Genomic DNA, 19,722 nt, shown 5'->3' with positions numbered 1-19,722 from the left:
CGCCAGGCCCCGACCGCGGACGCCGCGCAAGCGCCCTGTGCTCCACCGTCATCCCGACGAACTACCCTGATCTATCGTGGCCGGTCGAATCAGAGACGAAGACGTCGCACTCGTGCGAGAGCGTTCCCCCATTGCCGACGTGGTGGGTGAGTACCTCCAGCTCCGCAACGCCGGCGGCGGCTCCCTCAAGGGCCTGTGCCCCTTCCACGACGAGAAGTCCCCCTCGTTCAACGTCACCCCCTCGCGCAACCTCTGGTACTGCTTCGGGTGCGGCGAAGGCGGCGACGTCATCGCCTTCGTCCAGCAGATGGAGCACCTGAGCTTCGTCGAGGCGGTGGAGAACCTGGCCCGGGGGGCGGGCATCCAGCTCCGCTACGAACAGGGCGGCTACGTTCCCCGCAACGAGCAGGGGCAGCGCCAGCGCCTCATCGAGGCGCACAAGGCCGCGGCGGAGTTCTACGCCGAGCAACTTCTCAGCCCACAGGCCCAAGAGGCGCGCCGTTTCCTCACCGAGCGGGGGTTCATGCGGGCCGACGCCGAGCACTTCGGAGTGGGGTACGCCCCTCCCGGATGGGAGTCCCTCACCACCCACCTGCGCGGGAAGGGCTTCACCGACAAGGAGATCATCCTCGGTGGCCTCGCCAGCCAGGGGCGGCGCGGCCCCTACGACAAGTTCCGTAACCGCCTGCTGTGGCCGGTACGCGAGGTCACCGGCGAGGTCGTGGGGTTCGGCGCCCGCAAGCTCGACCCCGACGACGACGGCCCCAAGTACCTCAACACCCAAGAGACCCCGCTGTTCAAGAAGAGCACTCTGCTCTACGGCATCGATCTCGCCAAACGCGAGATCGCCAAGCAGCGCCAGGCCGTCGTCGTCGAGGGATACACCGATGTGATGGCCTGCCACCTGGCCGGGGTCACCACCGCCATCGCCACCTGCGGTACTTCCTTCGGCGAGGAGCACGCCAAGATCCTGCGGCGGATGCTTCTCGGCCGCTCGGAGTTCGGGGGCGAGGTCATCTTCACCTTCGACGGCGATGCCGCAGGACAAAAAGCCGCCCTGCGCGCCTTCGAGGAGACGCACGGGTTCAGCTCCGACAGCTTCGTCGCGGTGCAGGCGGATGGACTCGACCCCTGCGACCTGCGTATCCAGCAGGGTGATGCCGCTGTTCGCGACCTGGTCGCAGCGCGTAAACCACTCGTGGAGTTCGTGATCCGCAGCCGGATCATCGAACACAATCTCGACACCAATGAGGGGCGCCTGGCCGCGATCGACGCCGCGGCGCCCGTCATCGCGACCATCCGTGACAGCGGTCTGCGCCGTGAGTACGCCAAGGACCTCGACAAGTGGACCGGCTTCATGGACGAGCAGCAGGTGCTGCGCCGGGTGTCGCAGCACATGAGCGACAAGCGGGCATCGCGCGGCCAGCGGCAGGCACCCGAGCCCGTACGTCCCGTGGCCCCCGCCGAGGCGGCCGTCTACAACCTGCGCGACCCCTCACTGCAGCGCGAGCGTCAGGCCCTCAAGATCGCCATCCAGTTTCCCGGCCTGGCGGCCGGCTTCGACCAACTCGATGACGACACGTTCGGGGTGCCCCAGCACCGGGCCGTCCATCAGCTGATCCGGACGCAGGGCGGTGTGGAGGCGGCAGCAGACCCCGGCCAGTGGGCGGGGCGACTGCGCGAGGCCGCACCCAACGAGGCCCAGCAGGGCCTGGTGACCCAGCTCGCGGTGGAACCGCTCGAGGTCGACGGAGAACTCGACGAACACTTCGCCGGACTAATTATCGGCACGGTAAGAATTCATTCCATTAATCGTCAAGAGTCAAACCTGAAAGCCCGGTTGGGTCGGCTCGACGCGATCGCCGATGCAGAGGAGTGCACCGCGATCCTGACGCAGCTCGGTGCGCTTGGCCAGCGCAAACGAGCGGCCCGGGATCGTTTCTCCGGGGGTGCGTGACGCGAGGGTGACAAAATTAGACCTCTCTATATCGGGGCGATAACGGGCACACTGTAGGTGTGGCTCTTTCGGCGCTGTCCAGTGAAATACCACCGATCCGGCAGGTGGTGGAACTGGTCGCGGGCGAGAAGACCGACGGCGCTGTCCCCCTGGCCGACGTCCTCTCCGTCCTGGACCGGTTGGATGCTCCTGCCGAGGCGCTCGAACATGTCGTTCGCGGCCTGTCCCAACAGGGGGTCGACGTCATCGACCCGGCCGAGGAGGAGCCAACGGCCCTCGGAACGGGCCGCGGTGCTCCGACCAGCGACCTCGTCCGCACCTACCTGCGCGAGATCGGGCGCGTTGCGCTGCTCACGGCGGAAGAAGAAGTGGAGCTCGCCAAGTCGATCGAGGTCGGGCTCTGCGCTCGGCAGAAGCTCTGTGCGGTCGACCTGTCCCGCATCCCGGCACCCGGGCCCGACCCCGACCGGCTCGCCGACCTCCGCGCACTCGAATGGGAGGGCGAACGCGCGAAGAACCGGTTGATCGAGGCCAACCTCCGGTTGGTGGTGTCCATCGCCAAGCGCTACATCGGGCGCGGGCTGATGCTCCTGGACCTCATCCAGGAGGGCAACCTCGGGCTGATCCGCGCGGTGGAGAAGTTCGACTACGCCAGGGGCTACAAGTTCTCCACCTACGCCACGTGGTGGATCCGCCAGGCGATCACCCGCGCGATCGCCGATCAGGCCCGCACCATCCGCATCCCGGTGCACATGGTGGAGACCATCAACAAGCTGATGCGCGTCCAGCGCCAGCTGCACCAGGAACTGGGCCGCGAGCCCACTCCGGACGAGGTCTCGCGCGAGCTCGGTCTCGGCGGGGAGCGGGTAGCCGAGATCCAGCGCATCGCCCAGGAACCGGTCTCGCTCCAGGCCCCGATCGGCGAAGAGGACTCCGACTTCGGTGACTTCATCGAGGACTCCGACGCCGTGGTGCCCGTGGAGGCCGCCGCGTTCATCATGCTCCAGGACCAGTTGATCGGGATGCTGGGCGAACTGTCGGCGCGGGAACAGCGCATTCTCGAACTTCGCTTCGGTATGGCCGACGGCAGTCCACACACCCTTGAGGAGGTCGGACGGGAGTTCGGCGTCACCCGGGAACGTATCCGCCAGATCGAGTCGAAGGCCCTGGCGAAACTGCGCCAGCCCTCCCGTGCACAGATGCTGCGCGACTACTTGAGGTGATGGCGGAGCCGGGCGCACGGCCATCGCTGCCCGCAACCCTGCCGGCGCGGCCGATACCGGCCGCACACGGCATCGACTGGCCCACACGCTGTCGAGTGAACGGCGATCCCGATAGCGTGTGGGGGAGATGTCTGCCCGCAATCGGAACCGGACCCGAAGCCCGGCCACGCGGCGCAGGAGCGCCCTCCGCAAAGCCCTGCCGGTCCTCGTACTCTGCGCCCTCCTCGCCAGTGTCTTCGTCGTGGCCACCGGCCGCCTTCCGCTGCCCGAGCCGGGCCAGCAGCGCATCGCCTACTTCGCGGACTGGAACACCGCCAACCGCGGCTACACGATCAAGGACGTCGCCGACAGCGGCGCAGCCGCACGACTCAACCGACTCATGTGGGCGTTCGGAGACGTCAGCGCGGCGGGTGAATGCCATATCCCCGAGCGCGCCAGCCAGCCCTGGCAGATCTTCCAACGCCGCTACGACGCGAACGACAGCGTGGACGGAGAGGCCGACGAGTACGAGCAGCCGTTGGCGGGCAGCCTGAACCAGTTGCGCAAACTCCAGGACGACTACCCCGGGCTCAACGCCAGTGTCTCCCTGGGCGGATGGAACTGGTCGGTCCACTTCTCCGAGGCGGTGCGCACCCGGGAGTCGCGCGAGCGGTTCGTCGCCTCCTGCGTGGATCTCTGGCTGCGCGGCGACCTGCCGCGGTTCGCGGGCGAACCCCAGGGCGGTGCGGGAGTGGCCGCCGGGATCTTCGACGGGATCGACCTGGATTGGGAGTGGCCGGGCGGCAACGGAAACCCCGACAACACCGAGCACCCCGCGGACAAGCGCAACTTCACCCTCGTGGTTGAGGAGTTCCGCCGCCAGTTGGATGCGCTGGGCGAGGAGACCGGACGCGACTACACCCTCTCGGCCTCGCTCACCCACAGTGAGGAGACGATGCGCGAGGGCTATGAGCCGGAGGTCTTCGGTTACCTCGACTTCGCCACGGTCCAGGGGTACGACTTCACCGGTTCCTGGAGCACCACCACCGGCCACCACTCGCAGCTCTACGCCTCGGAGGAGGCACCCGACGAGGCCAGCGCGGACCGGGCGGTACGGCGCTACCGCGACTACGGGCTGCCCGCGGAGAAGATCGTGCTCGGCTTCCCGGGGTTCGGGCGGGGATGGAACGGCGTGGGAGCAGAAGGAGCCGGTCGCTACGCCGAGGCGCAGGGGCCCGCTGAGGGGGGCTACGGGATGGCCACCGACTCCTACGCCGACCTCGAACAGCGCGCGGGCGAGCGCTTCCTCGACGACAAGAACGGCGCCTACTGGGTCTACGACGGCGACGAGTGGTGGACCTACGACACCCCGGAGGTGGTCGCGCTCAAGGGCGCCTACGCCCGCGACAACGGCCTTGCCGGTCTGATGCTGTGGAACCTGGACATGGACCCCGACGGAGAACTGGTCGAGGCGATGGACGAGTCCTTGGACTGACCGCGGCCGGTGTGCTCACCGTCGCCGCACCCGGCGCACACCGTCGCGGGCCGTCCAGGTGTCGATGGCCAACGCGTCGCCGTCCAGCGACGTCAGGGTCACGTCGGTCAGGTGCAGCAGGAACAGGTGGAAGGGACCGGCCGGAGTTCCCGGTTCCCGGTACGCCTCGATCGCCGCGGGATCCACCACCTCCACCGCCACTCCGGCGACCTTGGCGTCGCCGCCGTCCATGGAGGAGTCGCCGGTGCCCGTGTGGATCGCGAACCGGCCGTCGCGCTGGAGGTCCCGGGCCTTGCGGGCACCGGGCATCGAGCCGATGGCCAGGTCGGGGCCGTGAAAGGAGACCTCGGTGCCGCTCACCCTCGGGGATCCGTCCCTGCGCAGGGTCGCGAGGACGTGGTGTTTGTTGGCCTCGAAGCGGGTGCGGACCCGTGCGGCGAGGTCGGGCGCCTGCGCGGCGAAGGATTGCCAAGTCGTCATGGGAACCGAGTATCACCCTCCTACCTGACATCTCCTGTCAGGCAGGACGGTTTCCTACACGCCCATCTGTGCACGCAGGTGGGCCAGGGCGGTCTCGGCGCGGGAACGTATCCCCGGCGATTCGGGGTCCACGCCGTCGTCGTAGTGCACCCGCCAGACGATGTCCGCGGAGCCGGGAGAGCGTCGGGCGACGAGCCGGGCGCCCCGTGGACCGTCGGGGGTCTCCAGCAGTTCCACGCGGCTGGAGACGACGATGGTGGAGGTGACCCGTTCGAACACGGTCTCGGCGAGTCGTCCCGGCTCGGCCACCGGCAACGAGCGTTCCTGCTCGCCCGCCACGGTGAACAGCAGACCGTCCTCGCCCCAGCGGGCGTGGTCGAGGTTCTCCCAGGGAACGACTTCCCCGTCGGGCAGGTGCAGCGCCGTGGTGGTGGCGACCGCGGCTCCCTCCGGGGTGCCGGCATGGGCCAGGACCCGCTCGCCCCGTTTCAGGGCCAGTTGCTCGCGGACGTGTCTGGGCAGGGGATCGCGGTGTGGCCATCGCATGCTTCCCACGGTAGCCCCCTGCCCGTCGTTCAGCCGCGGGGCGGGGCGCCCGGTGGCCGGCCGTTGAGTTCGGCGTGTTCGATCAGGGCGGCCTCGGCGGCCTCCTCCTCGGTGGGGCGCGACAGGAAATCGCGGACCGAGGTGACGGGAAGCCGCTGGGAGACCTGGGTGTAGACGGTTTTTCCGGCATTGCTGACCTGGGCGCCCACCAGGCCCGCGGTCTCCTGCACGGCCGGGTTCTCGGTGATCCGTCGGGCGGCGCGGGTGATCTGCTCGTAGCGGGCTCGGCCTGCCTTGGTCCCGAGCACGTAGCCGACGGCCAGTCCAGCGACGAAGGTGATCCGGTAGCGCATGTGATCCTCTCGACGTGGCACGGTCGTTACGGTCGTCAGGTTACCCGGTGGTCACCTCGCGTTCGGGGAGGCGCCCGTCGCCGGCGGCGGGCGCATGGCCGAACGGTGGTGCCCGGCAGGAAAACCTGTCACGAACACCCGCCCGAGTGCGCTAATCTATTTCATGTCGCCAGGGGCCAGCCCCAAAGAAACAGGCGGCACAGCGCAATCCCGCGTAGCTCAATTGGCAGAGCAGCCGGCTGTTAACCGGCAGGTTATTGGTTCGAGTCCAATCGCGGGAGCAAGAAGCAGCGAAGCAAGGCCCTCATCCTTCTCGGGTGGGGGCCTTTTCTCGTTGTCGGGGCCTCTCATCGCCATCGTGGGTCGGGCCGAGTACGCCGCTCGGCTATTCGAGGCCAGGGCCGTCGGTGTCGATCGGGAGCTGAGAAACGGTGGCCTCGTGTGTTGACGTCCCGGCCGACACCTGACTGTCGAAGGTGAGGGCGCACCAGACGGTTTTGCCACCGGCAGGGCTCGATGCGGAGCCCCAGCGCTGGCTGAGAGCTTCAACCAGGAGTAGCCCACGGCCGGATTCGGCATCGCCTTCCGGGCGCTGTTTGGGGGGTGGCCACCTTGGGCGTCCCACACCTCGAAACGCAGCAGGTCGTCCTTGACACTGATCCGCAGTCGGACCAGGTGTTGGTGCGAGATCTTTGATCTGGTCGGTGCCCTCATCAGCCCCGAGGCTTCTACGGCGTTGGTCACCAGTGCGGAAACGAGCGATTCGGCGGTATCGATGCTCTCCTGGGGGGGAGCGACAGGCCGCAGGGTGAGCCTAGTGAACTGCCGGGCGAAAGCTACCGCGTTGGGCAGGCTCACCAGCATCAGTTGGTGGTGCATGACTCGCTCACCGCCCACACGCTGACACCCAGGCTCTGGAGGTGGGCGACGACACCTGGCTGCAGGCAGCTGAATCGGGTGAAGTGGTCGAGCGTGGGCACCACCGGTTCGGTGACGCTTTGCTGTTCGAGCACCGCGGGCAAGGCCGATCACGCCGTGAAGTGCGCGGTGAGGAGATCGTTGATCTGCGGCGCACGCTCCCACGAGGCCAGGTGCGCCGCGTCGGCCAGGACCTCGAGGCGGGCCCCGGGAATCATGTCGGCGATCAGTTTCCCCTCCTCCGGGGGGACGGCGAAGTCATGCTCACCGGTGATGACGAGAGTAGGGGCGGAGATCGACCCGAGGTCCCCGCGCAGGTCCATGCACCCGATCGCCTCGCAGCAGCCTGCATAGCCCTCAACGGGGGTTCCCGCGATCATCGAGGTGAGGTCGGCGACGATCTGCGGTTCCCGTTCGAGGAAGGCGGGGGTGAACCAGCGCCCGATCACCGCGTCCGCGACCGCCCCGGTGCCTTTGGCGCGTACCAGCGCCGCCTGCGCCGCCCACCCCTCAGGCGTGCCGAGTTTGGGCGACGTGCAGATCAGGGCGAGTCTTCCCACGCGCTCGGGCGCGTGCGCGCCCAGCCACATACCGGTCATCCCGCCGATGGACAGCCCCGCGAAGTGCGCCCGCCGGGCCTTGAGCCGGTCCAGTAGTCGCAGCACGTCCGAGCCGAGGTCGGCGATGGTCCACGGTGTACGCGGCAGCGGCGACCGTCCATGCCCCCGGATGTCGTAACGCACCACCCGAAAACGTCCCGCGAGTCCGGCCATCTGCGGGTCCCACATCTCCAACGTGCTGCCCAACGAACCGCTCAGCACCACCAAGGGGGCCTCCTCCGGCCCGTCGACGGTGTAGTGCACGTCAATGCTCATCCCTGATCCTCCTTACCGGTTGTATCCGCTGCGGCGCCGGGAATCGACCGGCCTGTCGCGTGTGTTACCCATGACCGTGACCGACTGGACTCTTCGCCATGCCCACCAGACACCGGGCGGGACCGTACGGTGGGACCGCTTCGGCAGTGGCACCCCCGTGGTCCTGCTGCACGGGACCCCTTTCTCCTCCTATGTGTGGCGCGATATCGCTCGCGGATTGGCTGCTACCCACCGTGTCCACGTCTGGGACATGCTGGGCTACGGCTCTTCCGAGCAGCGAGCCGACCAGGACGTCTCGCTCGCCGCGCAGGCGGACGTGTTCGCCGATCTGCTGAGATTGTGGGAACTCCCCGCCCCCGCGGTGGTCGCCCACGACTTCGGCGGTGCGGTGGCGCTGCGAACCCATCTGCTGCACGGGGCACACTACGAGCGGCTGGCGCTGGTCGACCCGGTGGCCGTGGCGCCCTGGGGCTCCTCGTTCTTCCGTCTGGTGGGGGACAACCCCGACGTGTTCGCCGCGCTGCCACCCGCGTTGCACGAAGCCCTCGTCCGCGCGTACATCGCCTCGGCCAGCCACCGAGAACTGCCCACCCTGACCCTGGACGCGCTCACGGCGCCCTGGCTGGGGGAGTACGGGCAACCCGCGTTCTACCGCCAGATCGCCCAGGCCCGACAGCAGCACACCGACGAGGTACAGCCCCGTTACGGCGAAATCGATCTGCCCGTACTCGTGTGCTGGGGTGAGTTCGATACCTGGATCCCCCCGGAGAAGGGGCGGGAACTGGTGGCACTCATCCCCGGTGCGCGCCTGCACATGCTGTCGGGGGCGGGGCATCTCGTGCAGGAGAACGCACCCGCCCAGCTGGCTGCGGCCCTCGCCGGTTTCCTCGCACCGTAGCGAGAAGGAAGCGAGGACCCCGGCCCCGTGCTCCGCCATGTCATTCCCCCTGGTGGTCGCTGTGCCCGGGTTTCCCGTTGTCCTACCCTCCGCCACACCAACGGTTTCGAGACGGGGCCGTCATGGAGCAGGGCGGGCCCGCAGGTCTCGCGCAGGTCCCCTTTGCGTGCCGTGGGGCGCATGGGGGCGATGTCTCTTTTTGCGGGCGACTGTGCGACGCTTGATCGGCTCACCGGAAAAAAGTGAGCGGTTACTCTGGGTGAGAGCATTGCTCTTCTCCCCCTGAGCAGCTGATTTCTCCCCTCGATCACGCCCTGGCCTCCAGTGGAGGTGGTGCGCCGAATCCGGGAAGAAAAGCATCTTTCGTTGCTTTCTTTCCGGTTCGCCTGCGGGGGGGCGTTTTCTTGTGGAACATGGGACCCTATTGGTCGCGTGATGGAGCACGAACGAGTCGTGGTTTCGTGGGAAGCGGGGATCAAGAGTTGAGTCGTAGCGCTGTTGCCGGAGAGCCGACCGAGCGCGTCAGAGCAGCCGCGCCGCAGCCCACGGGCGCCGTGGAGCCGGTGGAGACCGACCCCGGGGAGGCAGAGGAGTTCCTGCGGCTCTTCCACACGGAGCGCTCCGACGCGGGGGACTTCCGCACCCGCTGGAGCCAGGTCCGGGTGGAGATCGCCCGGACCGGCACCTACACCCACACCCCTGAGGAACTGCAGTTCGGGGCCAAGGTCGCCTGGCGCAACTCCAGCCGCTGCATCGGACGCCTCTACTGGAACAGCCTCCAAGTGCGCGACCACCGGTCCCAGCGCACCCCCGCCGGCATCTACCAGGCACTGACCGACCACCTCCGCATCAGCACCAACGGCGGAGCCATCCGCCCCGTCGTCACCGTCCTTCCCCCACTCAAACCCAACGGTGAAGGCGTACGCGTCCACAACGAGCAGCTGATCCGCTACGCCGGCTGGAGCCGCCCCGACGGTTCCGTCGTCGGCGACCCCGGTCAGGCCCAGTTCACCGCCATGGCCCGCCGTATGGGCTGGACCGGCGGAAGCGGAAGCGACTTCGACCTCCTGCCGCTGGTCATCGAAGCCCCCGGACATCAGCCACTACTCGGCGACGTCCCCGAGGAACTGGTCCTCGAAGTCCTCATCACCCACCCGGAGCTTCCCTGGTTCGCCGAGCTCGGCATGCGCTGGCACGCCGTCCCCGTCATCTCCAACATGCTCCTCAGCATCGGCGGCATCAGCTACCCCGCCCCGTTCAACGGCTGGTACATGGGAACCGAGATCGGCGCCCGCAACTTCGCCGACGAGGACCGCTACAACCTCATCCCCGAGGTAGCCAAACGCCTGGGTCTGGACACCTCCCGCGAAGAAACCCTCTGGCGCGACCGCGTGCTCCTCGAACTCAACCGCGCGGTCCTGCACTCCTTCGGCGAAGCCGGGGTGACCATCACCGACCACCACACCGAGTCCCGACGCTTCCTGCTGCACCTGAAGAAGGAAGAGCGCGCAGGCCGGATCGTGCCCGCCGACTGGACCTGGATCGTTCCCCCGATGTCCAGCGGGATCACCCCCGTCTACCACCGCTACTACGACGAGGCGGACCTGCTCCCCAACTACCTCCCCGACCCCCGCGTGACGGCCCGCCAGGCCGGCTGCCCCTTCGGACACGGCGGCTGAGAGCCACCGCTGCCGACAGCCGACGCCGGGCCACCGTCCCGGTCCGGCTGTCCACCCACGCCCGCACGGTGCGCCGTCCTTGCCACCCGCCCCCGTTCGAGGGGCGCAGCCCGGCCCGACGCTAGCCTGACGGACATGGATCCGCTCCGCCCACACGTCGTACTCAGCTGCGCCATGTCCCTCGACGGCTACATCGACGATGCCTCCCCCGACCGACTGCGCCTGTCCAACGAGGCCGACTTCGACGAGGTCGACGAACTGCGCGCCCGCTGCGACGCGATCCTCGTCGGCGCGGGAACCGTGCGGGCCGACAACCCACGGCTCCTGGTGCGCTCCCCCCAACGCCAACAGCGAAGAATCGACCAAGGAACAACCGCCCACCTGGTCAAAGTCGTCCTCAGCGCCAGCGGCGAACTCGATCCCACAGCGCGCATCTTCACCACGGGAGACGCCGGCACCCTCGTCTACGTCCCCGACCCCGTGCACGCCGCCACCGCCGACCGCTTCGCCGACCGCCCCGACACCCGCATCATCGCCGTCGGAGAGCCCCTGGACCTGGCCACCGTGCTCTCCGACCTCGCCGAGCGCGGTATCGAGCGCCTCATGGTGGAGGGCGGGGGAGCGGTACACACCGCCTTCCTCACCCACGGCCTCGCCGACGAGCTACGGCTCGCCGTCGCCCCGTTCCTCATCGGCGACCCCGACGCCCCGCGCTTCGTCCACCCGGGCACCTTCACCAACCCGCCCGCCCGGCCCATGCGCCTCGTACGGACCCGATCCCTCGGCGACATCGCCGTCCTGCACTACGCGACCGACGGGAGCACCCCATGAGCGGCCCCACCGAAAACGACCTGCGCCACCTGCACGCCGCCATCGAACTGTCCCGCTCCTGCCCACCGTCCGCGACGGCCTTCTCCGTCGGCGCCCTCATCGTGGACGCCCGGGACAAGGTCATCGCCGACGGCTACTCCCGGCGCGACGACCCCCACGAGCACGCCGAAGAGGCAGCCCTGCGCTCATTGGCGGCCCGCGATCCCCGGCTCGCCGGCGCCACCCTCTACAGCTCCCTGGAACCCTGTAGCACCCGCGCCTCGCGTCCGGTCCCGTGCGCTCAGCTCATCCTGGCCACCCCCGTGACCAGGATCGTCTTCGCCTGGCGCGAACCCGCGCTGTTCGTGGACTGCGAGGGCGCCGAACTCCTCCGTGCCGCAGGCCGCACGGTCGTCGAGGCCCCCGACCTCGCTCCACTCGTGCGCGAGGTCAACGCCCACCTCCTCGGCCCCTAGCCGAGCCGGTCCACCTCGACCACGTGCACGACCGCGCGCCCCTCCTCGTCGGAGGCCGCCAGATCCACCTCCGCGGTGATCCCCCAGTCGTGATCCCCGGCCGGATCGTCGAAGACCTGACGGACCTCCCACAGGCCCGGCTTCTCCTCGATCAACAGCAGCTGCGGGCCGCGCGCGTCCGGACCGGTGCCCAGCGAGTCGTGGTCGGCGTAGTACTCCGCCATGGCTTCCTCCCACGCCTCGGTGTTCCAGCCGTCCTCGGCATCCAAAGCCCCCAGCTCCCAGTACCGGCGCAACGCCGCGAGCTCCACCCGACGAAACAGCTCGTTGCGCACCAGAACCCGGAAAGCCCGCGCGTTGCCCGTGACCGGCCTGGGCTTGGCCTCCACCGGGGCCGCCCCCGGCTCGTCGACCGGATTGGTCAACTGCTCCCACTCGTCCAACAGGCTGGAGTCCACCTGCCGCACCAACTCGCCCAGCCACTCGATCAGATCGAGCAGCTCCTCGGTCTTTGCGTCCTCGGGAACCGTCTGGTTCAACGCCTTGTAGGCACTGGCCAGATAACGCAGCACCAGCCCCTCAGAACGCGCCAACTCGTAATAGCCGACATAGTCGGTGAAGGTCATCGCGCGCTCGAACATGTCGCGCGCCACCGACTTCAACTGCAACGGGTGGTCGCCCACCCACGGGTGACCCCGTCGATAGACGTCATAGGCATGATCGAGCAGTTCCTGCATCGGCTTGGGGTAGGAGATCTCCTCCAACCGCTCCATCCGCTCGTCGTACTCGATCCCATCGGCCTTCATCTGCTGGACCGCTTCGCCACGCGCCTTGTTGAGCTGGGCGGCGAGGATCTGGCGCGGATCGTCGAGAGTGGACTCCACCACCGTGAGCACGTCGAGCGGATAGGTCGGCGCGGACTTGTCCAACAGATCGAACGCCGCCAGAGCGAACGTGGACAACGGCTGATTGAGTGCGAAGTCGGGCTGGAGGTCCACGGTCAGCCGCGCCGTGCGCCCCTGCGCATCGGGTTCGGGCAGTTGCTCCACGATCCCCCCGTCCAGCAACGAACGGTAGATCGCGATCGCCTCGCGGATATGGCGGCGCTGGTTGCGGCGCTCGTCATGGTTGTCGGTGAGCAAGTGCTTCATCGCCGCGAAGCAGTCACCGGGCCGCGCGATAATGCTGAGCAACATCGCGTTGCTGACCCTGAACCGCGACACCAGCGGCTCCGGATCGGCCCCGATCAGCTTCTCGAAGGTGGCCTCGTCCCAACTCACGAATCCTTCAGGGGCCTTCTTGCGCACCACCTTGCGGCGCTTCTTGACATCGTCACCCGCCTTGGCCAGGGCCTTCTCGTTCTCCACCACGTGCTCGGGAGCCTGTGCCACCACATTGCCCACCGTGTCGAACCCGGCCCGCCCGGCCCGCCCGGCGATCTGGTGGAACTCCCGGGCCCGCAACCGGCGCACCCGCGAACCGTCGTACTTGGACAGTGCGGTGAACAGCACCGTACGAATCGGCACGTTGACCCCCACCCCCAACGTGTCGGTACCACAGATGACCTTCAACAGCCCCGACTGGGCCAGACGCTCCACCAACCGGCGGTACTTGGGCAACATGCCGGCGTGGTGCACACCGATCCCGTGCCGCACGTAACGGGAGAGGTTGCGGCCGAACTTGGTCGTGAAGCGGAACGCCCCGATCTCGGCCGCGATCGCCTCCTTCTCCGCCTTGCTGCACATGTTGATGCTCATCAGCGACTGCGCCCGCTCCACCGCCGCGGCCTGGGTGAAGTGCACGATGTAGATGGGCGCCTCACGCGTGGTGAGCAACTCCTCCAACGTCTCGTGCAAAGGCGTGGTCTTGTAGGAGTAGTACAAGGGGACCGGGCGAACCGCCGACGACACCACGCTCGTGGTCCGACCGGTGCGCCGCACCAGGTCCTCCTCGAACCGGGTCACGTCGCCCAACGTCGCCGACATCAGCACGAACTGCGCCTGCGACAGCTCCAGCAACGGGATCTGCCAGGCCCAGCCCCGGTCCGGTTCGGCATAGAAATGGAACTCGTCCATCACGACGGTGCCGATGTCGGCCGACGAACCGTCGCGCAACGCAATGTTGGCCAGCACCTCCGCGGTGCAGCACACGATCGGCGCATCGGCGTTGACACTGGCGTCACCGGTCATCATGCCGACGTTGTCGGTACCGAAGATCGCGCACAGCTCGAAGAACTTCTCCGACACCAACGCCTTGATCGGCGCGGTGTAGAAAGCGCACTCGTCCCGCGCGAGCGCCGCGAACAACGCCCCAGCGGCAACCAGACTCTTACCGGAGCCCGTGGGCGTGCTCAGGATGACGTTGGACCCCGACACCACCTCGATCAGGGCCTCTTCCTGGTGCGGGTACAGCGTGAGCCCCCGCTCCGAGGCCCATGTCTCGAACGCGTCGAAAAGGGAGTCGGGTTCGGCGCCGCCGCTGGGGAGAAGATCGATGAGGCTCACCCCTCCATAGTGCCCGCTCCCCGACGTCCCCCGTCCCGACCGCGCCGCCGCGCACCCCTCAACCGAGCACCTTGCCCGGATTGAGGATGCCCTTGGGGTCGAACACCCGCTTGACCTCGCGGTGCAGCCGCATCGCCACCGGACCGAGCTCGGTCGCCAACCACGGGCGTTTGAGCAGGCCCACACCGTGCTCACCGGTGATGGTCCCGCCCAGGGCCAGGCCCAGGTCCATGATGGCGGCGAACACCTCCCGCGCCCGCTCCACCTGGCCGGGGTCGGCCGCGTCGAAGATGACGCACGGGTGCATGTTGCCGTCACCGGCATGACCCGAACACGCCGTCACCAGGCCGCTCGTCGCGCCCAGCGCGGCCACCCCCTCGACCAGCTCCGCCATTCGCCCCCGCGGCACACACACGTCGTCCACCAATACCGACCCCAGGTCCCCCAGGGCCGGCAGCAGCAGGCGACGGGCCTCCAAGAGCATGTCCGACTCCGCCGCGTCGTCAGCGGTCGCCACCTCCTGGGCGCCATGGCCGCCGAACACCTTCGCGTAGGCGGCGATGTCCCCGGACGCCAACGGTCCGCGATCGGACTGGACCAGAAGCATCGCCGCAGCCTCCTCGGGCAGTCCCATCGGGCGATGGGCGTTGACCGCGCGGATCGTCGGCGCGTCGAGCAGCTCCAGGAGCGAGGGACGGTGACCCGCCGCCATGACCCCCGCGACCGCGCGCGCCGCATCCTGCACCGAACCGAACGTGGCCACCGCGGTCAGCGCAGTCTCCGGCTCCGGGACCAACGCCAGGGTGACCTCGGTGATGACGGCCAACGTGCCCTCGGAACCGCACAGCAACCGGGTGAGGTCGTACCCGGCCACGCCCTTGGCGGTACTGCGACCGGTACGCACCACCTCCCCGCCCGGCAGGACCGCCTCCAGACCTCGCACGAAGTCGGCCGTGACCCCGTACTTGACGCAGCACATCCCGCCGGCGTTCGTGGCGACGTTGCCGCCGATCGTCGACGTCTCCCAGGAGCCGGGGTCGGGCGGATAGTACAGACCCTCGGCCCGTACCGCCCGTGAGAGGTCGGCGTTGCGCACCCCGGGGCGCACCACGGCGATCTGCTCGACCGGATCGATGCGTTCGATCGTGTTCATCCGCTCGGTGCTCAACAGCACGCAGCCGTCGACCGCGTTGGCCCCGCCCGACAGGCCGGTACGCGCCCCCTGGGGCACCACCGGGACCCCCAGTTCCTGGGCGACTCCCAGCACGTGCCGCACGTGCCCCAGTTCACCCGCGCGCACCAGCGCCGCGGGCACACCCACGGGGCTCAGCGGTGCCGCATCCTCGCGATGGCCGGCGAGAACGTCGGGATCGCTGCTCAAGACGGTGTCGGGGAGGCCGGCGCGCAGCCGGTCCAGCAGTGTCGAGTGGACGTGAGTCGTCATGTCTTCGCACGTTACTCCCGCCCCTACTCCCCGCCGCTGTTCGGTGACACGGTGTGTCACCGCGGCGCCGGGACCGCCCGGGCCAGAGGTGGCCGAATCCGGCCTCCGGGCTACTGCGCGATCGAGAAAAAATGAGCCCTGTCCCCGCAGATCACCCGTGAGACGGTCCGGTCGTTACGGTGACCTCGAGAAACCCCTTGCCGGCGCTGCGGGTCGGGTTTCCCATGCCGGACCGACAATCGCGCCCGTGGCCGAGAAGACCGGTACTGCTAGAATCGCGGGCACCCCGTCGACCTGTGACTGGTTCGAAAGTATGGAGCGTCTTCGAGGTTCCAGGGTGTGGGGCCGGTAGCTCAGCTGGTCAGAGCAGGGGACTCATAATCCCTGGGTCGCGGGTTCGAGCCCCGCCCGGCCTACTCGCCGTACACATGGGAAAAGCGCCGCCGACCTGCGAGTACAGGCCAGCGGCGCTTTCTTCGTCATCCGGCCGCGTACGGACGGCTACGACTTCGTCCGGCCGCCTGCGGGGAATACACGGTGAAGTTCCCCGGGCTCAGAACCCCTCGAAACCGCCCTCCATGCGCCGGCGCGACTCCTCCTCGCTCCCGTCCAGGATCCGGGCGTAGATCCTGAGAAGGACGTCCAGCCCGTGGCCGGCCCACTCCGCCACCTGACGGGGCTGCGTCCCGTTGGTCAACCAGGCCGACACACAGGCGCTGCGCAGGTCGTAGGGACGCTGGGCCAGCGGACTCTCGAACTCCTGCGGCGCCAGGGCCCGCCCGCGGGCCCTGCGCCACACCTTCGAGTACGTGCTCGTCGCGAGCTGGCGCCCCTTCTCCCCGAAGAACACCAACCCGTCCGGCCCCTGCTCCGGAACGGCCCGGTGGTCCCGCAGGATGCGGCTGAGCAACGGGACGCACGGAACAGGGCGGCTCTCGCCCTCCGCGCGCCCCTTCGGCGGCCTCGTGTCGCGTTGCCGGCCGCTGTCGGTCCACCGGCGCCCCACGTCCGGTGCGACCTCCCGGACGTTGATCTCACCCCATTCCGAGCCGGGAACGATCCACTCGCCGCGTCCGGCGTCCCACACGTATCCGGGGAGCGTCACGTCCCGCCAGCGCAGGTTCACCGCCTCCTCGGGGCGCAGGGCGGCGAAGTACATCACGGCGAAGAAGGGGCGCAGCAGATGCCCGCTGCGCCCTTCCTCGCCCACCGCGTCCAACAGCCTCCGGGCCTGCCGCGGGTTGGGCACCGACCGCTTGTCGACCTGGTTGTTGACCTTGGGCGGCTTCCACTTGATGGCCCCGGCGGGGTTGCGGTGGTAGCTCACCGGGTTCGCCGCCAGGTGCCCGCGCTCCACCGCGAAGTCCAGGCAGTGGGACAGAATGCGTTTGGACTTGGTGGCGGCCTTGGCCCCGAGGCTGCCGCCGCCGCTCTCATCGAACTTGCTGGTGGCCAGCGTCAGCACCCGGCGGGCGACCACGGGGTCTTCCAGACGCTTCACCGGCAGGGTGTGGCGCTCCAACCACTCCAGGGCCGCCTCGACCTCAGCGGGGCTCTCCCGCTCCCGGTGCGTCTTGTTGAGCCACCAGTTGCGCAGCGCGGCCCGTAGGACCTGGTCTCCGGGCCTGCCCGGAGCCCTCTCGTCCAGCATCGCCATGGACGCCTTGGCCAGGTACTTCGCCCTGTCCAGCCGGTGCCCGGCCGAGACCCCGCTCCAATGGGCGTCGATGTAGCCGCGGACGAAGGAGAACCAGGACACGGCCTCCTCCTCCGCCCGGGCCCAGGAGGCAGGCCGTCCCGTGGTGACGCCGAACGCCTCACCACGGTTGGTGGCCGCCACCAGACTCGACCGGAAGGAGTCGGCCATCGCGGCCGTGCTGTGCGGCTCGCGGAACTCCTGGCTCCCCACCCGCCACCGCACGGTGTGCGTGGTCTTCCTCTTGCCCCTGTAGACCTCGATCTTCTTCCAGATCCGCACGTCGTATGTGGTGTCGTCCATCAGGAGGCGTCCTCCAGCGCGGCCATGTACTTCTCGGCCTCGCTGCGTCGGATACGCAGCTTGCCGCTGGGCAGCTTCGCGCACTTCGGGCCACGCCCCTTGGCCCGCCAGTCGTTGAACGTCGACCGGGCGATCCCGATGTCCTCGCAGAACTCCTCGACGGTCAGCCAGTTCCGATAGCGCGGGGCCGGGACCAGGGTCTTAGGGGTGCTCATTCGGGGTGACCTCCAGGTAGACGCGGACGTGGCCGGAGTCGTGGCGACTGGGGTAGGGCCGCGACGGGGCAGCGGAAGGCAGGGCGTCGGTGATGGCGTCGACCACCTGGTCGACGACCTCGGGCGGCCCGGTCACCCGAACCTTGGCCAGAGCCAGGCGTGGTTTGCACCGGTCGGTCATGATGGTTGTGCCTCTTCCTTCTCGAGGGTTTTGGGGTGCGGTCCCGGCGGTGCTTGGCGGTACAGGCCGGGGCCGCTTTGTCGTGTCCGGGGTCGTGCGGGTGGGGCTCACCGGGTGAGCCGGCGGTCGGGGCCGGTGATCTCGATGCGGGTGGTCATCTGGATGAGGCGTGAGGCGATGCGGTCTCCCAGCACGCCGGGCAGCGCCGCGGGGGCGTGGTTGGTGGTGATCAGGGTGGGGAGCTGCTGGTTGTAGCGGTGGTTGATGACGCGGTACAGGATTTCGCCGGTCCACTCGGATTCGCGGGCGGTTCCCAGGTCGTCCAGGACGAGCAGGGGAGTGGCCAGCAGCCGCCGCATGGTGCGTTCGCGTTCGCCGTCGTCGTGGCCGCCCGGGCGCAGTGCCGAGTACAGGTCGGGGTGGGTGGTGAAGGTCAGGGCGAAGCGCGGCGGGCCGGCCTGGGCGATGCGGTGGGTGGCGGCGAAGGCGTGGTGGGTCTTGCCGGTTCCGGTGGGGCCCCACAGCAGCAGTGAGGGCGCGGTGCGCTGGTCGGCGGCCACGCTGTCGGCCCACGCGCTCACCCCGGGGTGGGTGGTGCGGGCGTGGGTGTAGCGGGGCGGGGTTAGGCGCTGCCAGCGTTCCAGGGCGACCTCTACGCGTTGTTGGTGGTGCCAGGCGGGGTCGCCGGGTTCGCCGGGGCCGCCGCGGTGGGCGTAGGAGCCGCGCGGCAGGGGCGCGGCGGGTGGGGTGTCGAGGGTGAGGCCGCGGCGGTGCAGGGCGGTGGTGATGCGGGCTAGCGCGGTGTCGGCGCTCATGGGTGTCACGGGTGGTTCCCTTCTAGGCCCAGGGGTCGGGGTCGGCGTAGTGGCGGGCGGGGTCGGTGTTGCGCCAAGGCTGGTAGCGGTTGGCGCGCTGGGGCTGGTTGTGGGTGCGTTGGGAGGTCCACTTGGTCTGGTTGCGCATCCATTGGCGCCAGGCGGCGGTCCAGTCGCGGCGGGGGGTGCCGCGTGAGGCCCAGTAGTCGACGAACTGTTCGGTCTCGAAGTCGACGTCGACACCGGGGGCGTTGTCGGTGGCCCAGTCGCGCATGCGCTGTGTGACGGCGAAGTCCGGTGGGATCGGGGTGTCGTCGCCGTGCTTGGCCGCGCGTGCTTTCTCAATAGAGATGACTGGGGGTTCTACTAAGGGTTCATGTCCGGCCAGATTGGCCGGTAGTGACTGCAAATCTGACCGGTGGTCAATTTGGCCGGTAGTGAAAACCGCAGGTGGCAGCCTGTGGTCATTTTGACCGGCGGCCAATTTGGCCGGTAGTACTTGCGGCCAATCTGACCGGTGGTCAATTTGGCCGGTGGTGCTGACCAGGGGTTCCAGCAACCGGTCATTTTGGCCGGTAGTCGAGTCCGGCCTCTGAAGGAGCCGGTAGCGGTCCGAGGTTCGCTTGCCACTGCTCCCATATCGGTGACAGCGAGTGATGAAGCCTTGTTCCTCCAACCATTCGAGCGAGCGCCGTACCGACCTCTCTCCCATGCCGGTCATGCGGGCGATCTTCTTCTGGCCGGGGAAGCACTCCCAGGACTCGTCGGCGAAGTCGGCGAGTACGACCAGGACGAACTTGGCGGAGCTGTTGGCGATGTCCTGCTTGAAGGCCCAGGTGATGGCCTCGTTGGACACGGTGTCTTCTCTCTAGCCC

Annotated in this window: 19 protein-coding genes and 2 tRNA genes; 9 read left to right on the top strand and 12 right to left on the bottom strand. The window is 68.6% G+C overall.

Translation table 11 applies throughout. The annotated features are described in order from the left end of the window. Positions 1-76 precede the first annotated feature (76 nt). The 3 genes from dnaG to QSJ59_RS03370 all read left to right on the top strand — a co-directional run bounded on the left by dnaG (position 77) and on the right by QSJ59_RS03370 (position 4,654). On the top strand, positions 77-1,957 hold the full coding sequence (gene dnaG / locus QSJ59_RS03380) for a DNA primase (protein ID WP_285757190.1): 1,881 nt from the start codon (positions 77-79) through the stop codon (positions 1,955-1,957). Between the two features lie 59 nt (positions 1,958-2,016). Then, entirely contained in the window at positions 2,017-3,180 is a 1,164-nt protein-coding gene (rpoD, locus tag QSJ59_RS03375; protein ID WP_285757189.1) for an RNA polymerase sigma factor RpoD, read from the top strand. 127 nt (positions 3,181-3,307) lie between these two features. Beyond that, the gene (locus tag QSJ59_RS03370) at positions 3,308-4,654 is read left to right on the top strand and encodes a glycoside hydrolase family 18 protein (protein ID WP_285757188.1); all 1,347 of its coding nucleotides are present in this window, start codon (positions 3,308-3,310) and stop codon (positions 4,652-4,654) included. Positions 4,655-4,669: 15 nt separating this feature from the next. On the opposite strand, the gene QSJ59_RS03365 is transcribed toward QSJ59_RS03370, so the two are convergent. The 3 genes from QSJ59_RS03365 to QSJ59_RS03355 are packed head-to-tail and all read right to left on the bottom strand — an operon-like array spanning position 4,670 to position 6,033. After that, positions 4,670-5,134, bottom strand: coding sequence for a pyridoxamine 5'-phosphate oxidase family protein (locus tag QSJ59_RS03365; RefSeq protein ID WP_285757187.1), 465 nt, complete (start codon positions 5,132-5,134; stop codon positions 4,670-4,672). A gap of 54 nt (positions 5,135-5,188) precedes the next feature. Further along, the gene (locus tag QSJ59_RS03360) at positions 5,189-5,680 is read right to left on the bottom strand and encodes a hypothetical protein (RefSeq protein ID WP_285757186.1); all 492 of its coding nucleotides are present in this window, start codon (positions 5,678-5,680) and stop codon (positions 5,189-5,191) included. 29 nt (positions 5,681-5,709) lie between these two features. Continuing rightward, positions 5,710-6,033, bottom strand: a complete 324-nt coding sequence (locus QSJ59_RS03355; RefSeq protein WP_285757880.1) for a hypothetical protein — start codon at positions 6,031-6,033, stop codon at positions 5,710-5,712. 208 nt (positions 6,034-6,241) lie between these two features. Here QSJ59_RS03355 and QSJ59_RS03350 point away from each other — a divergent pair. Next, a tRNA-Asn gene (locus QSJ59_RS03350) sits at positions 6,242-6,314 on the top strand. Positions 6,315-6,896: 582 nt separating this feature from the next. Here QSJ59_RS03350 and QSJ59_RS03345 read toward each other — a convergent pair. Next, positions 6,897-7,046, bottom strand: a complete 150-nt coding sequence (locus QSJ59_RS03345) for a hypothetical protein (RefSeq protein ID WP_285757185.1) — start codon at positions 7,044-7,046, stop codon at positions 6,897-6,899. A gap of 15 nt (positions 7,047-7,061) precedes the next feature. Beyond that, positions 7,062-7,826 carry a 3-oxoadipate enol-lactonase gene (pcaD, locus tag QSJ59_RS03340; protein ID WP_285757184.1) on the bottom strand — a complete coding sequence of 255 codons (765 nt, stop codon included), beginning with the start codon at positions 7,824-7,826 and terminating at the stop codon, positions 7,062-7,064. Positions 7,827-7,896: 70 nt separating this feature from the next. Here pcaD and QSJ59_RS03335 point away from each other — a divergent pair, with 70 nt between their 5' ends. The 4 genes from QSJ59_RS03335 (at position 7,897) to QSJ59_RS03320 (ending at position 11,689) form a co-directional block, all read left to right on the top strand. Next, positions 7,897-8,724: an alpha/beta fold hydrolase gene (locus tag QSJ59_RS03335; protein WP_285757182.1), complete on the top strand. Its 828-nt coding sequence runs from the start codon at positions 7,897-7,899 to the stop codon at positions 8,722-8,724. A gap of 482 nt (positions 8,725-9,206) precedes the next feature. Next, positions 9,207-10,403, top strand: a complete 1,197-nt coding sequence (locus tag QSJ59_RS03330; RefSeq protein ID WP_285757181.1) for a nitric oxide synthase oxygenase — start codon at positions 9,207-9,209, stop codon at positions 10,401-10,403. A 135-nt stretch (positions 10,404-10,538) separates the two neighbouring features. Then, the gene (locus tag QSJ59_RS03325; protein WP_285757179.1) at positions 10,539-11,234 is read left to right on the top strand and encodes a RibD family protein; all 696 of its coding nucleotides are present in this window, start codon (positions 10,539-10,541) and stop codon (positions 11,232-11,234) included. Next, positions 11,231-11,689 (top strand): cytidine/deoxycytidylate deaminase family protein, encoded by a 459-nt coding sequence (locus QSJ59_RS03320; protein ID WP_285757177.1) that lies wholly within the window; start codon positions 11,231-11,233, stop codon positions 11,687-11,689. Before QSJ59_RS03325 ends, QSJ59_RS03320 begins: the two co-directional genes overlap by 4 nt. On the opposite strand, the gene QSJ59_RS03315 is transcribed toward QSJ59_RS03320, so the two are convergent. Both QSJ59_RS03315 and QSJ59_RS03310 read right to left on the bottom strand, forming a co-directional pair. After that, the gene (locus QSJ59_RS03315) at positions 11,686-14,193 is read right to left on the bottom strand and encodes a DEAD/DEAH box helicase (RefSeq protein WP_285757176.1); all 2,508 of its coding nucleotides are present in this window, start codon (positions 14,191-14,193) and stop codon (positions 11,686-11,688) included. The two genes, QSJ59_RS03320 and QSJ59_RS03315, sit on opposite strands and share 4 nt — an antisense overlap. A gap of 58 nt (positions 14,194-14,251) precedes the next feature. Continuing rightward, on the bottom strand, positions 14,252-15,637 hold the full coding sequence (locus tag QSJ59_RS03310) for an FAD-binding oxidoreductase (RefSeq protein WP_285757174.1): 1,386 nt from the start codon (positions 15,635-15,637) through the stop codon (positions 14,252-14,254). Positions 15,638-15,979: 342 nt separating this feature from the next. On the opposite strand from QSJ59_RS03310, the gene QSJ59_RS03305 reads away from it, so the two are divergent. Further along, positions 15,980-16,053, top strand: a tRNA-Ile gene (locus QSJ59_RS03305). 137 nt (positions 16,054-16,190) lie between these two features. On the opposite strand, the gene QSJ59_RS03300 is transcribed toward QSJ59_RS03305, so the two are convergent. From QSJ59_RS03300 to QSJ59_RS03280, 5 genes are all read right to left on the bottom strand, one after another. Then, positions 16,191-17,636: a site-specific integrase gene (locus tag QSJ59_RS03300; protein ID WP_285757173.1), complete on the bottom strand. Its 1,446-nt coding sequence runs from the start codon at positions 17,634-17,636 to the stop codon at positions 16,191-16,193. Beyond that, complete coding sequence (locus tag QSJ59_RS03295) at positions 17,636-17,851, bottom strand: helix-turn-helix transcriptional regulator (RefSeq protein ID WP_285757172.1); 216 nt, start codon at positions 17,849-17,851, stop codon at positions 17,636-17,638. Before QSJ59_RS03295 ends, QSJ59_RS03300 begins: the two co-directional genes overlap by 1 nt. Next, entirely contained in the window at positions 17,838-18,032 is a 195-nt protein-coding gene (locus QSJ59_RS03290; RefSeq protein ID WP_285757170.1) for a hypothetical protein, read from the bottom strand. Before QSJ59_RS03290 ends, QSJ59_RS03295 begins: the two co-directional genes overlap by 14 nt. A gap of 107 nt (positions 18,033-18,139) precedes the next feature. Continuing rightward, entirely contained in the window at positions 18,140-18,847 is a 708-nt protein-coding gene (locus QSJ59_RS03285; protein ID WP_285757879.1) for an ATP-binding protein, read from the bottom strand. A 22-nt stretch (positions 18,848-18,869) separates the two neighbouring features. Continuing rightward, positions 18,870-19,703, bottom strand: coding sequence for a helix-turn-helix domain-containing protein (locus QSJ59_RS03280; protein WP_285757168.1), 834 nt, complete (start codon positions 19,701-19,703; stop codon positions 18,870-18,872). Between the last annotated feature and the right edge of the window lie 19 nt (positions 19,704-19,722).

The organism is Nocardiopsis ansamitocini, assembly GCF_030268225.1.
Lineage (GTDB): Bacteria > Actinomycetota > Actinomycetes > Streptosporangiales > Streptosporangiaceae > Nocardiopsis_D > Nocardiopsis_D ansamitocini.
Note: the sequence above shows the minus strand (reverse complement) of the source record. Positions and strands in the feature narration are given on the sequence as shown.